We start from the raw sequence: 13,903 nt of genomic DNA on the forward strand, positions 1-13,903 counted from the left end.
GACGTATGTGCATCACCCGCCAATGGTGGACATTGACTCCGATACCGGATTCGACTGCCTGGATGCCTCCGCTTCAAAGCCATCTTTCGGGCGGGAAAGAAACGCCTGCAGCAGACGGTCGGATACTAAAGCATCATCTGCTGACTGTCGCAGCAAGGCTCGTACGTCCAGCACCCCGGCATCATACAGACAGGTTTTCAACGTCCCCTGTGCTGTGACCCGGATCCGGTTGCAGGTGCCACAAAACGTACGGCTAAAGGCTGCGATCACTCCCAGTGTCCCTGCAAAGCCCGGGACGCGATAGCCACTTGCTGTCGCAAATTCGGGGTCATGAATCTTCGCCAGGCCAGGATAGTGAGCCCGGATATGATCGAGAATGCGAACATGCGTCCACTCCAACCGGTTGTAATGACTGCCTTCGCCATTGAAAGGCATTTCCTCTATGAAGCGTATATCCACCGGGTTGTTTCTGCCCAGCTCAACGAGCGAAATGATTTCATCAGTGTTTTTGCCATCCATCACAACGGCATTGATCTTGACGGGTATCGACGACTCTAACAGAGCATGAAGCGTGCGCATAACGTTCTGAAATTCGTCCCGATGAGTGATGGCGCGAAAACGATCTCTGTCTAAAGTGTCCAGACTTAAGTTGACTCCGGCAATATTTAGCTTGCTCAGTTCAGCAATATGCGGCGCGGTGAGCACGCCATTTGTGGTCAGATGAACGTCGCGAATACCGGGAATTTCAACAAGACTTCGGATGAGTGGCATGATGTCGGGGCGAACAAACGGCTCGCCACCGGTAAGTCTGACTTTGCTAATTCCAAATCCCGAAAGAATGCCCACCAGGCGAAGTATTTCCTGGTTTGTGAGGAGGTCCTTCTTTGGAAGATAACGGATACCCTCTTCGGGCATGCAGTAAAAGCAGCGCAAATTACACCGATCGGTCACAGCCATCCTTAAATAGCTGAGCTTGCGTCCATGATTATCGAAGAGTGTCGCCACGTTAAATTCTAAAGGCCTAAAGATACTGATATTATGTCCACACACGCCAGCCGTTTGAGGGTCGCAGTTGGTCTTCTGGCACGCATATATCTAATAATGCTTAATTCTGAAGCAAGGTTCGCACGAAGGTTAGCTTTTGAACGTTAAATTTGTGATCGCGTAAGTCCTGAACTGTGAATCAGGGATGTGCGAGCCATAAAAGTGACCTTTATGAACACGTATAAAGTACTGGCGTTTGGTATCACCCGACAACTTCTTGGTGGAAAAGAGGCTGAAATTGACGTCGATGGGAACACCGTCCGCGACCTTCGTCAGGCGTTGTCCAGCAAATTTCCGGAATTGAACGACCTTAGATCATTGTACATTGCCGTTAACAGTGGGTACTCTGAAGAGGACCAGATACTGACACCCGGCGATGAGATCGCATTGATACCACCCGTTAGTGGTGGATAGGATTTTCTTTCGCTTATTCAATTTTTATTGTCTACCTTCATTGCTGGTCACATTTTGTTTCACGCAACCCTCTAAGCCATGATTAAAATAACAGAGAAGCACATTGATGTTCAGAAGGTGATTGATACAGCTTCGAGCCTAAACGCCGGAGCTGTAAATGTTTTTATCGGGACCGTTCGCAATAATGCGCATGGTAAGAATGTCGTCTGGCTCGAATATGAAGCATACGAGACGATGGCAGTATCAGAGATAAGAAAGATAATTGATGAGGCTGCATCGCGGTTTCCTTTATTAGGCTGGGCTGTGAGTCACCGTATAGGAACGTTGAGACCAGGCGAGACTGCAGTGGTTGTCGCTGTTTCCACACCTCATCGAAAAGACTCTTTCGAGGCTTGCCAATTCATCATCGACAGTTTGAAAGAACGTGTGCCTATCTGGAAGAAAGAAGTATTCGAAGGCGGAGAAGAATGGGTGTCAGCAAGACCAGCGATGGCAATGAAAGTATGATTCTTTACAGCAGCCATTTCTTGAAATGGCTTTTTTTATTTTCAGTCAACTATTAATCAGCCCTCCCGGAGATAATGAAGTTTGAGCGGCGATTGAATCCAGACGCGCAAAACAAAAAAGGCTGTCTCTTTTGAGACAGCCTTTTTTATGTCGTCGTTCGGAATTATGCGATCACGGTGACTACAGCAAGAATCACTATAACGGCCATAGCGAAACCAGTCAGTGTTGCGATGATCAAATCCCGATGGATTGGATTAATCTGAGTTCTATTGATTGTTTTCATAGTCAACTATAGTTTTTAAAAGCCGTACGCAAGATGCAAAGAAAAGTTTTGAGTTTTAACGTCTGATAAAGCAAAATTTCGAAAAAATCTTTGAGGTTGTATGTATCTTTTTGGGATTTCCGCATTTAGGAATCAATCAAACGATTAGAAAAAAAAGCGCTTCGTGTTCAAAGAAGACATACAACGTATTCATGACTTGACGGAAGAAAATTCCATTATTGAGAAGTCTCAACTTGATCCGGCGTATTTCAAACCGCTTTACGAAAAATATTTTAAGAGAATATTCCTGTTTGTTTATCGGCGGATCGGTGAGAAGGAGATAACTGCAGATATAACATCACAGATTTTCCTGAAGGCATTAACAAATTTGAAAAAGTATGAGCCAAGGGGGTTACCTTTTTCTGCTTGGCTTTTTAGAATAGCGATCAATGAATGCAGCAGTTTTTTCAGAAAGACAAAAAGGGAACGGTTGGTTTCGATAGATAGCGCATCCGTTGATACACTCTTTGAAGACTTAACAACAGATCACGGAATCGAGGATTTACACAGAAGACTTCCACATCTGTTACGGAAGCTTTCGGCTGATGAACTTCAAATTATTGAACTGCGATACTTTGAGCAACGTCCCTTCAAAGAAGTGGGCGACATTTTGGGTATCAGCGAAACCTATGCAAAGGTTCGTGTATACAGGGCGCTTGATAAAATGAAAAGGCTTTTTATGACACACTGATTAGAGAGTCCGTCGTTATCAAACAGCGCGGGCATGGAAATCAGGACTTCCAAAGCAATAAGCCAAAGTGTTTAAGACTACGTCATGAAGATTAAGATCAACTCAATGAATAATGAATCGAATCCTTCCGACGACGAGATTCGCAGCTATATGAATTTCGACCAGGTTGTTGAGGCGGCACGAAAGCAATCGCGTAAACAAAAGCTTCACAGGATTTGGATAGCGCTGCCCGTCATTGTTGTGCTTATTTTGGCCTGGTATTTAACTACTAACCGAAATGATATCTCGCCGCAGACGATCGCCAATGGTGATGCAGAACGTATTAACGCGCAAACTATAGAGACCACGCCGGGTACTGTTAAGGATCAACCCGATCAACCCGAAGAATTGAAAAGCAATTCAGATGAGGCATCTCCAGACAAGCAAGCGCATATTCCTGGCGCGCACAGTTCGGATAAAGGAAATGCAAAACGCGGGAACCCACAATTGCCTGATTCCGGAAAAATGGCGACAACCAATGATCGCAAAGTTCAAAGCGGCGAACCATCCGCTGTGAACGATAAAGAACAATCTCAACCTGATATCTATGTTCAGGCAGAGCCACAAAACGGATATGCCCACCTTTATAAATATTTTGGGGAAAATCTGAAATATCCGAAGGAGGCGATTAAGGATTCAATTGAAGGTGTTGAGACGGTGTCGTTTACAATTGACGAACAAGGGCATCCCGCGAACGTAGCAATTACTCACTCATTGGGAAAATCATTTGATAATGAGGCAATCCGCCTTATAGGTGCAATGCCGTTGTGGACCCCTGCTATGCTCAACGGACGACCAGTAGCCAGTCAGTTGTCACTTCCTCTTACGTTTGAAATCAAACGCACTCAGAAAAATTAGTTATGGTGTTACGTATTCTAAGTATATTTTTCCTGCTGACAGCACAACTAGCCCTGGCGCAGCAGTTTCGTCATACGTATACCATTCATTTGCCGGACTCAATCACTGAAGCGAAGCCAATTCGAGCTGATCTTAATAATGACGGCCTTTTGGACGTTTTGCTGATTACAAAATCCTCTGCCGGGAAAAACTATCTGCAGGTAGTAAAAGGTGATACTACCATTACTCCTTTTTTACACTGGCAGGCTACTCAAACAATCGGCCCGCGTAAGGGGCATCTTCTTGTTGATTACAATCGTGACAACCGCATGGACCTGGTTCTGTCGAGTACTGACGGAAGAGTGGCTGTCTATCTTAACCAGGGAAATTTTGTATTCGCAGAAACTCAACTATTCTTGCCGGCGTTCGCAGAACTATTACCTGTTGATCTTGATAATGATGCCAGATCTGAATGGATTTTAAGCGATGGGCAAACCGGCACGGGAAAGCTGATGGTGTACCGGCAGGCAACTGCATTTGCCTGGACATTGGCCCACGACTCGACAAAGATCACTCCGCTTTCTATCGCTTTGACAGATCAGAATTCTGATGGAAGAACAGATGTATTTGTTTCCGGAACTGTTGGCAATGATTCACTTGTATCTTCCATTTTGCTGAGCGACGAAAAATTGCATCTTAACCCTTCGTCAAAGTTTGAGTTTTCCGGCAAGGCCTCGGGGGGAGATTTTAATGCAGATGGCGTATTCGACTTTTTGTTGATGGGCCGTGATAAGCAACAAATTGACGGAACGCGGATCTTTCAAAGTTCGATGGGTTCGCATATCCCTGTATCTATTGCTATTGCATTAAACCAGGCCACTCCATTTGTCGCCGATCTTAACTCAGACGGGATCGTTGACTTCAATTATCAGGGATTGCAGGGCAGTGAGAGTATGAATGTAGTACAGTACGCGATGAACAATTATGACACGATACCTTCCCTGGGATATCGCTCGCACGTATTTGGAGATGAGGATCGCGATGGAGATCTGGATGTACTTGTCCTTGCTGCGGGAGATCATCTGCGGCTGCTGGCGTACGAAAATATGACGTCGGTAAATAAGCCGCCATCTGCTCCAAAGAATGCAATCGTGACCCGCGTATTCAATCGCTTCTTTTACTATTGGGATCCCGCAGGCGATGACCGGACGCCCCTTCAATCCATTACCTACGATCTCTACATTGATGGCACCACTGGCTACGCCGGGGAGTTTGATCTCCTTAATGAAAAACGACTTAGTGTAACTCATGGTAATAATGGAACTCAGAATTTCAAGCTGTTGCGTGTCAGCAATGCACGGCAGTTTGCAGTTCAGGCAATTGACAACGCTTTTAATTCAAGTCGCCTCTGTATTGGTTCGTCCTCAGCATGTTCATCAGCGTCTGTGACGAAACTTACGTTGTGTGAAAATGAAAAGCATACCGTGACCGCTCCGCATGAATCACTGTGGTTTTCGTTTGCAAAAGGCTTTTTGGGTAAACGTGCCGCGATTGAACTCACGGCTTCCAACGATACAGTGTTTTATTACGATCCGGCGGCGAAAGGGTGCGACGCGTTGAAGGTGATGCAAGTACAAATTGGAAACAACGCATTGCGCTCTGTTGTTGAGAAATACGCATGTGCCGGTCAATCATTAAAGCTCAGCGTTGAATCAGGATGGAGCAGTGTCTCGTGGAAGAGTTACAAACATGGAGATCTTGGGACCGGTAGTACAATCAATGTAGTTGTATCTGAAGCAGACACGATAACAGCGACAATGGTAAGTGCAACAGGTTGTACGAAGAAGGATAAAACAGTTGTAAGACTCAGCACGCCGCTGATCACTGTTTCTCCTGATCAGGTTAGAATTCCTGTTGGCTCAGATGTAAGGCTTGTTGCTTCGGGAGGAAGTCGTTATGAATGGACACCGGCATCCGGATTGTCATCAGTCAGCGTTGCTGATCCCGTAGCAGCACCTGCAGTGACAACCAGTTATTTGGTTACCGGATACGATTCTTTGGGCTGTGCCGGCACGGCCGGGGCAACAGTTCATATTGAAAACGGTGGTTATGTTCCCAATCTTTTTACACCGAACGACGATGGGAAGAACGATGAGATTAAGATATACGGTCTTACGGAAGTGAAAGATTTCCAATTCACGATACACAATCGTGAAGGTGCTGAGATATACCGCACCAACAGTTTAAGCGATGCCATGCAAAAAGGGTGGGACGGTACGAAGAAGGGCACGAAACAACCGGCAGGTGTATACTTCTGGAAGGTTAAAGGCAAGCTTGGCTCCGGCGATAGGTTACTGTTAAATGGCAAAGACACTGGGTCTATTGTACTCGTTCGATAGGCGTACCGTTGTACACCTTTTGTTGATAATTGTGCTTGAAGTCACTTCGACTCAGGCAAGGGCACAGTACTTTCAATTCAGTCAGTTCAACTTCACTCCACAACGAATCAATCCGGCATTGGTGGCAACTTCCAATTATGCGCAGGTTGCCTTTGTTTATCGAAATCAGGGAACGGACGGTGGGTTCAGATTGGCCAGCAACTCGCTTAATGCTATGTATCCGATTCAGTCCCGTACGGGCAACCGATGGTCCGGTGTAGGTGTTTCTTTTCTGGACGATCGCTCGGGGCAAGCCGGAATTTTCAGTACGCAGGAGGCCGGACTTTCCTATGCAATTAATATAGCAGTGGCCTCGCGCCAATCGCTTTCATTGGGAGCAAAGGTGCTATATCAGGGTCGCAGAATTAACCTCGACGGACTTTACACCGGCTCGCAATATATTCCGGACCGGGGTTTCGATGAGTCTGTTTCGCCGGGCGAGAACTTCGGCGAACTGAAGAGCGATTACGTCACTTTCAGCATGGGCCTTCACTGGCAGATAGAAGATAAGGACGAAACCGTTGCTGGCTACTGGGACATTTCATTTTTTGACCTGAATCGTCCGGAGGAAGCATTTATCACCGCATGGCCATTGAATCCGACTATGGTTGCCGGAGGCGGGCTACGCGTCTATCAGCGGAGGCAATTGAGCATCTTTCCCCAGGTTTTATATACGCGCTGCGCGTCGAACAACGTGGTCAATGCGGGGGCGGTATTTCGTTACGATCTGATCAAATCGAATAAAGGTTCTCCTTATCTGGACTTGAGATCAGGTTTTGTTTTTGGCCGCTCTGCGGTATTGGGGTTGCAATATCAAAACGATCGTATTGCATTGGGAGTTAGTTATGACTTTCCCTTCTTTTATAACAATGTTGCAAACACCGGCGCGATAGAAGTAGGTATTGTGCTAAAGAAGGAAATTGCCAGAAAGAAAAAGCAAAAGGCGAACAGCAAACAGGCTTCCGTCGCTCAAAAACCTAAGAAGCTCTCAGCGCCGGTAGGCGTGAAGAAGCCTCCAGTGGTAGTTCGTGATTCATCAGCAGTACGTAAGGACTCGCTGCATACGGCAACGATGAGTGAACGCCTCCGGCTGAAGCAGGATTCGCTGGCCGCTATGGGAATGGCCGGCCAATTGAAGCATGAGCCGTTGATTCTTGAGAAAGCTACGCTTCGATTTGGTTTCGAATTCAACAGTGCTGAACCAAGTGCAGAGGCGAGAGAGTACCTTGATCAACTGGCTACAGCATTAAAAGACAATCACGACCTTCACTTACAACTCGTTGGACACACAGACAACATTGGATCTGATAAGTTCAATATCAGACTTTCGCTGGCAAGAGCACAGGCATTCAGAGACTATCTCGTTAATGCAGGGGTTGAATCGGCCAGGATTGTGGTTGATGGCAAAGGCATGAGCGAACCATTGAACGACAATGCGACACCCGATAAACAAGCACTGAACAGGAGAGTGGAGATGACAATCGTCTACAATAAATAAGCTGTTCGACTGTTGCTCCTGTTTACTTTAAATGAGCTGGCGAATAGCCGTTAATAGAACTTATTGTCAGATGAAAAGAGCAAAGTTGCTCTGTTCATTCTGCGTCATGGAATTCTTTTCCGCAATGCGGACAGTGGTGAGTTTTTTGCTTTCGGTCATTGTAGAGCAGCTCAAAGAAACCTGAAGAAAGTACGCCGGCAGGCAATGCCAGCAACGCGACTCCGGCTATCGCGAAAATACCGCCGAGGAATTTTCCGAGAGATGTAATTGGAACGAGGTCACCATATCCAACTGTTGTTAGAGTGGCAATTCCCCACCACATGGCAGCCGGGATGCTACTGAACTTATCAGGTTGAGCATCGTGCTCGACGTAATACATGGCAAAGGAAATAATCACGAGGATAAAAAGGATGAACAGGAAGCTTAGAACGAGCTGTTCCTTGCGTTCGACGATCACTCGCTTAAAGATCTCCAGTGCCTGCAGATAACGTGCAATCTTGAACATCCTGAAAAGTGACATCAGCCGGAATATTCGAAGAACCCGCAGATCAAGGGGAAGAAAGGCGAGATAAAATGGCAGAAATGTTAAGAGATCTATTATGGCCAAAGGCGTTGCAGCAAACTTCAGCCTTCCTTTTATGGGATGGTTGTACTTTGGTTTTTCAACAATCGAATAAATTCTGGCTATATATTCGAGCGTAAAGAAAATGAGGGAGAAATTTTCGAATCGCCGAAAGTGTGTTCCATACTCTCTGTCAATATCCCCAACGGAGTCGATAGTGATCGTAATGATATTGAGAATGATAATAATAACCAGAAAGAACTCAAAGATCTGTTCCGATAGTCCACCGCGTTCAGAAGGGTCGAGCGTGATGTAAAGTCTTCTGCGGAAGGTCATTCGTCGTCGCGTTTGAAATCAGATTTGCCTCCTGTCTTCTCCATAAGTTTAATCTCCTGAATCCGAATGTCGTGCGAGATGGCTTTACACATGTCATAGACCGTTAGTGCTGCGACCGTTGCTGCGGTCAATGCTTCCATCTCTACTCCGGTTTTAGCTTCTATTACTGCTTCAGAATCTATTATAATGCGTTCACCGGCAACGTGAATTCTTATCTGGCAATTGTCGAGGCCAATGGGATGACAAAAGGGGATGAGTGCTGATGTTTGCTTTGCACCCATCACACCAGCGATTATGGCCGTCTGGAATACGGGCCCCTTTCGGGTGATTAGTTCATTGTTCTGAATCTGATCAATGATTTCTTTTCCGGGCAGAATGATTGCCTGCGCTTTTGCAGTACGCCGGGATATTTGTTTTGCAGATACGTCGACCATTGTGGGATTGCCACTCTTATCGACATGTGAAAATGTCTTTTTACTCATGTACCTTGTAAGCCGAACAAATGTAAGATATAAGATAATATCAGATGGTCACAGTAACGGAGGCGTCAGCAATTGTGTTGGCTAATGTTCCCCCTTTTTCCATTAGTGCAATATCTGTAGACCTGGCGGTTGGCCGATCCCTGGCCGGGGCCGTGTCTGCTGATCGCGACCTCCCTCCAATAAACCGGGCAACCATGGACGGAATTGCAATATCCCACAATACCTGGTCGAGAGGTTTCAGAAGTTTCGTCGTCGAGGGTATTCAGGCAGCGGGGCAGGCGCCCCAAACTCTTAGTAATCCTGAGCATTGCATTGAGATAATGACCGGGGCAGCATTGCCTGCGGGAACTGATACTGTTATACCATACGAGCAGATCACTTTAGAAAACAAAAATGCAACCGTTACTTCCGATAGGGTAAATCATCGTCAAAATGTTCATAGCCGCGGAAGCGATGCATTGGCCGGAACCTCGCTTTTACAGCCCGGTACATTGATCTCTCCAGCCGAAGTGGCGCTGCTTTCGTCCGTGGGTAAAAAGCTTGTAGAGGTCTTCGATTTTCCATCAACAGCAATTGTATCGACCGGCGATGAGCTCGTGCCGATCGATTCAACGCCTTTGCCTCACCAGGTACGGCGATCGAACAGTTATGCCATTCAGGCGGCAATGATGGAGATAGGATGGCCTTCCAAAACCTTTCATTTGCCCGACGACAAAGAAGTGGTAACGGCGCAGTTGGATAATATATTGAAGTCACACGAGACGGTGATCATTTCCGGTGGCGTTTCGAAAGGGAAATTTGATTTTGTCCCGGATGCATTGGAAGCAAATGGTATCGTAAAGCGATTTCATCGTGTCAATCAACGACCAGGGAAACCGTTCTGGTTTGGCACTTCCGGCGATGGAAGAAAAACGGTTTTTGCCTTGCCAGGAAATCCCGTTTCAACTTACCTGTGTTTCTATCGCTACGTTCGTCCGTGGATATTCAAGGGTCATCATATTGCACGGGAACCTGAGTATGCTGTGCTGGCCCGCGACTTTGAAGGCCCGCCTGACATGACATACTTTTTACAGGTTGCCGTGAAGAACGAGAAGGGTACTCTCACTGCTTATCCCAACGCGGGGGGTGGCTCGGGTGATTTCGCCAATCTCAAAGAAGTTACCGGCTTCCTGGAACTTCCTGGGTCGGGATCGCCAGCGAAAAAGGGCGATGCTTATCCATATTATTCGTTTCGTTAGTCGTCGATGAGAATACTTATAGCTCCGGACAAATTCAAAGGTTCGATGTCGGCAAATGACGTTGGTCAGGCAATTCGCGACGGTCTCTTGTCAGGGGACCCGTCAACCGAATGCATCGTCGTACCCCTGGCGGATGGAGGAGAAGGGACGACGGAGGTGCTAACAACTGCATCTGCGGGAACCTACAGGACTATCATCGCGCGCGATCCTCTCGGAGAACGCGTGTCAGCACAGTATGGACTTACGCCGGAAAGGGAGACAGCCTTCATCGAAATGGCAGCGGCATCAGGTCTGAACCTTGTGCCCAAAGACCGCAGAAATCCACTTTTGACAAGCAGTTTTGGAACGGGCGAAATGATACGGCACGCGCTGGATAGCGGGGTGAAAAACATATGTATTGGGATTGGAGGCACAGCGACAAACGACGCTGGCATCGGGGCGATGATTGCGCTGGGCATCCGTTTTTTTGATACAAAGGGAAAGATTCTTGAAGGCATTGGTGATTCACTGGACAAGATTGACCGATTAGACGCCTCCGATCTTCACCCTAAAATGGGTGAGGCCACATTCACTATTTTTTGCGACGTTGACAATCCGCTTTACGGTGAACGGGGAGCGGCAGTTGTTTTCGCCCCCCAAAAGGGAGCCACTCCCGAAGACGTTCAGGTTCTCGATCGCGGGTTGCGGCATTACGAGTCCGTATTGCAACGGTATGGCTATTCAAATACGAACTTTCCAGGCGCCGGTGCCGGGGGAGGCTTTCCTGTATCACTTAGTGTTTTTGGAAAAGCCGTGATCCAGCCAGGGATAAACTTTATCATGGAATATGTTAAGCTGGAGGATCTTATAAAGTCGAGCGACGTCATCATTACAGGCGAAGGCAAACTTGACGATCAGACCCTGTCTGGTAAAGTTGTCAAAGGAGTTTCGACATTGGCCGCCTTGCATCGGAAGCCGCTGGCTGTTGTCGCGGGTATATCCACGCTTAACAATTCCGATTTAACGCGCCTGGGCATAGCCAGGCTGATTACGCTGGCAGATGATCACACATCAGTCGAAACCGCCATCGCCAACGGGCCGGAACTCCTCCGAAAGCGTGTTCGGGACAATTATTTGGCCATTACGGGCAGGCAGCAGGCCTCCGGTTTGCCGGACAGCCAATAGTGCTTAAATTTGCCCCTCCAAAATCAATATTCCCGGCTGACTGGCAAGGGATTAAACTTCGGAAAAGATCATGTTTGATAATTTAAGTTATAAGCTGGATAAAGCCTTTCAGAGTCTGAAGGGCCAGGGTCGGATCACTGAAATCAACGTTGCTTCTACAATCAAGGAAATCAGAAAAGCGCTGATTGACGCCGACGTTAACTACAAGGTGGCGAAAGAGGTTACCGATGAGATCAGACAAAAGGCCCTCGGTCAGGATGTTCTCACCGCGATTTCTCCCGGGCAGCTGCTTGTAAAAATCACCAACGATGAGCTTACCGATCTTATGGGTGGGCGCAGTGAGGATATTAAGATTGAAGGAAATCCATCTATCATCCTGATTGCTGGTTTGCAGGGTTCGGGTAAAACAACGTTTTCCGGAAAGCTGGCCAACTATCTGAAGAAGCAAGGTCGCCAGGTTCTGCTCACGGCCTGCGACATCTACCGACCCGCCGCTATCGATCAGCTGAAGGTACTTGGTGAACAGGTAGGAGTTGAAGTTTACGCTGAGCCTGAAAATAAGGACGCCGTTAAAATTGCCAACAACGCATTGGATTACGCGCGAAAAAACAATCATCGCGTAGTCATTGTCGATACCGCCGGTCGACTTGCTGTCGACGAGGAGATGATGAATGAAATCGCAAGGCTGAAGAAAGCACTTAATCCTTCCGAGACGCTGTTCGTTGTGGATTCAATGACGGGTCAGGATGCTGTTAATACTGCGAAGGCCTTCAACGATCGCCTTAATTTTGACGGCGTTGTTCTCACCAAGCTTGATGGTGACACCCGTGGCGGTGCTGCTTTGTCTATACGCCGTGTAGTGGATAAGCCTATCAAGTTCATGAGTCTTGGCGAGAAGATGGATGCGCTTGACCGCTTCTATCCTGATCGTATGGCAAGCCGGATCCTTGGAATGGGTGATGTGGTTTCGCTTGTAGAAAAAGCTCAGGAAGTGTTTGATGCCGAAGAGGCAGCACGACTCAATAAGAAGATCCGCAAAAACCAGTTCGACTTCAACGACTTTTTATCTCAGCTTGAGCAGGTGAAGAAGATGGGTAACATGAAAGATCTGCTCAGTATGATTCCCGGCGTCGGTAAAGCAATGAAAGGCGTCGACATTGATGATAACAGCTTTAAACCGATTGAAGCCATCATTCGTTCAATGACGAATTATGAACGCGAAAATCCTGAGGTGATCAATGGCAGTCGTAAGAACCGTATTGCAGCAGGAAGTGGAACCACTGTATCACAGGTCAATCAGTTATTGAAGCAGTTTGGCGACATGCGCAAGCTGATGAAGACGATGAACAAAATGGGTGGAGGCAAACGCGCGATGTCTGCACTGAACCCATTCGGAAAGTAATCTCTTTATCTGCAGGTTTTCTCTTTTTGTGGCACGCGAATCATTGAAATGAAAAGTTGCTGCCGCTCTTTGTAATGGGACCCAGGTACAGGAGCTTTCCGATTGACGCAGAACTGACCCGACCTGATGCACTTTTCTTTACCTGATCGGAGTTGAATTGTAACGTCAGCGTCGCCGGGTCGTCGCCGGAGATGTAATCGATGATTACATAGTACTTTTGATCTGGCAGGTTGTTGTCGATAACAACTGATTCAAAACCCGTTTCGTTGGCACTCGTCTTGCCGTCCACAGCCTGAAACTCCGTTACTGATCCGCTGGCGTCGACTGTTACGCCTGTTGCCAGATAAAGGTTAAAATTTGATGCATTGATCCGAACACCATCTCCGAGATTCCACGCGAGATCTATCTGAAGATCCGAACCCTTTGGTTCATCGTTATCCAGAATTTGAAAAACGAAACTGCCCTGCCTGAAATTTCCTGCGATGCTCGCATCGGATATCGCCGTTATCTCGAAGTAAATCACCTCATCTTCCTGCTCTATCTGCTGATCATCAATGATGTCGAAAGTTATTGTTGCTGTTGATTCACCGGGAGGAACCGTTACAGTTGGTGCGTCGGAATAGTAGCTCGTAGCTGTGGTGAGGTGATAGTCTCCATCCATTGCGGCATTTCCGCCTACCCTATACGTTATTAATGTAGATGTTGTGGCGGTGGCACCGAGGTCTATTGTTATCGTCTGACTACCACTGCCTTCCAGAGCACTTGAACTGGTAGTTGTGAATCCACCGTAAGTCGTCTCTTCCTGACACGCGGCCACAGCCAGTAAGAGGGAACATATCGCGAGAACACCGGATTGATTGCGTTGCATGGGGATCTTTGGCTGTCTGATCCAAAACTGGCGATATGGGAATTGCCATGACGGAAATAGA

13 protein-coding genes are annotated in these 13,903 nt (G+C 47.2%); 9 read left to right on the plus strand and 4 right to left on the minus strand.

All coding sequences use genetic code 11. The annotated features are described in order from the left end of the window. Positions 1–12: 12 nt before the first annotated feature. Positions 13–1,005 carry a GTP 3',8-cyclase MoaA gene (gene moaA, locus WBG78_RS14965; RefSeq protein WP_337327254.1) on the minus strand — a complete coding sequence of 331 codons (993 nt, stop codon included), beginning with the start codon at positions 1,003–1,005 and terminating at the stop codon, positions 13–15. A 210-nt stretch (positions 1,006–1,215) separates the two neighbouring features. Between moaA and WBG78_RS14970 the strand changes: the two genes are divergently transcribed. The 6 genes from WBG78_RS14970 (at position 1,216) to WBG78_RS14995 (ending at position 7,790) form a co-directional block, all read left to right on the plus strand. Beyond that, positions 1,216–1,458, plus strand: coding sequence for a MoaD/ThiS family protein (locus WBG78_RS14970; protein ID WP_337327255.1), 243 nt, complete (start codon positions 1,216–1,218; stop codon positions 1,456–1,458). A gap of 78 nt (positions 1,459–1,536) precedes the next feature. Beyond that, positions 1,537–1,965: a molybdenum cofactor biosynthesis protein MoaE gene (locus WBG78_RS14975; protein ID WP_337327256.1), complete on the plus strand. Its 429-nt coding sequence runs from the start codon at positions 1,537–1,539 to the stop codon at positions 1,963–1,965. Between the two features lie 446 nt (positions 1,966–2,411). Beyond that, complete coding sequence (locus WBG78_RS14980) at positions 2,412–2,978, plus strand: RNA polymerase sigma factor (protein WP_337327257.1); 567 nt, start codon at positions 2,412–2,414, stop codon at positions 2,976–2,978. Positions 2,979–3,062: 84 nt separating this feature from the next. After that, a complete protein-coding gene (locus tag WBG78_RS14985; RefSeq protein ID WP_337327258.1) occupies positions 3,063–3,875 on the plus strand; it encodes an energy transducer TonB in 813 nt (270 codons plus the stop codon). Positions 3,876–3,877: 2 nt separating this feature from the next. Then, a complete protein-coding gene (locus WBG78_RS14990; protein ID WP_337327259.1) occupies positions 3,878–6,253 on the plus strand; it encodes an FG-GAP-like repeat-containing protein in 2,376 nt (791 codons plus the stop codon). Further along, positions 6,216–7,790: a PorP/SprF family type IX secretion system membrane protein gene (locus WBG78_RS14995; protein WP_337327260.1), complete on the plus strand. Its 1,575-nt coding sequence runs from the start codon at positions 6,216–6,218 to the stop codon at positions 7,788–7,790. Before WBG78_RS14990 ends, WBG78_RS14995 begins: the two co-directional genes overlap by 38 nt. Before the next feature lie 94 nt (positions 7,791–7,884). Here the strand turns inward: WBG78_RS14995 and WBG78_RS15000 are convergent, their stop codons facing one another. Both WBG78_RS15000 and moaC read right to left on the minus strand, forming a co-directional pair. Then, the gene (locus WBG78_RS15000; protein ID WP_337327261.1) at positions 7,885–8,688 is read right to left on the minus strand and encodes an ion transporter; all 804 of its coding nucleotides are present in this window, start codon (positions 8,686–8,688) and stop codon (positions 7,885–7,887) included. Next, positions 8,685–9,170 carry a cyclic pyranopterin monophosphate synthase MoaC gene (gene moaC / locus WBG78_RS15005; RefSeq protein ID WP_337327262.1) on the minus strand — a complete coding sequence of 162 codons (486 nt, stop codon included), beginning with the start codon at positions 9,168–9,170 and terminating at the stop codon, positions 8,685–8,687. Before moaC ends, WBG78_RS15000 begins: the two co-directional genes overlap by 4 nt. Positions 9,171–9,214: 44 nt before the next feature. Here moaC and WBG78_RS15010 point away from each other — a divergent pair, with 44 nt between their 5' ends. The 3 genes from WBG78_RS15010 to ffh all read left to right on the plus strand — a co-directional run bounded on the left by WBG78_RS15010 (position 9,215) and on the right by ffh (position 12,974). Beyond that, complete coding sequence (locus WBG78_RS15010; RefSeq protein WP_337327263.1) at positions 9,215–10,408, plus strand: molybdopterin molybdotransferase MoeA; 1,194 nt, start codon at positions 9,215–9,217, stop codon at positions 10,406–10,408. 6 nt (positions 10,409–10,414) lie between these two features. Next, positions 10,415–11,572, plus strand: a complete 1,158-nt coding sequence (locus WBG78_RS15015) for a glycerate kinase (RefSeq protein WP_337327264.1) — start codon at positions 10,415–10,417, stop codon at positions 11,570–11,572. Between the two features lie 70 nt (positions 11,573–11,642). Next, a complete protein-coding gene (gene ffh, locus WBG78_RS15020) occupies positions 11,643–12,974 on the plus strand; it encodes a signal recognition particle protein (RefSeq protein ID WP_337327265.1) in 1,332 nt (443 codons plus the stop codon). A 40-nt stretch (positions 12,975–13,014) separates the two neighbouring features. Here the strand turns inward: ffh and WBG78_RS15025 are convergent, their stop codons facing one another. After that, on the minus strand, positions 13,015–13,842 hold the full coding sequence (locus WBG78_RS15025) for a hypothetical protein (protein WP_337327266.1): 828 nt from the start codon (positions 13,840–13,842) through the stop codon (positions 13,015–13,017). Between the last annotated feature and the right edge of the window lie 61 nt (positions 13,843–13,903).

The organism is Chryseolinea sp. T2, assembly GCF_037203685.1.
Taxonomy (GTDB): Bacteria; Bacteroidota; Bacteroidia; order Cytophagales; family Cyclobacteriaceae; genus Chryseolinea.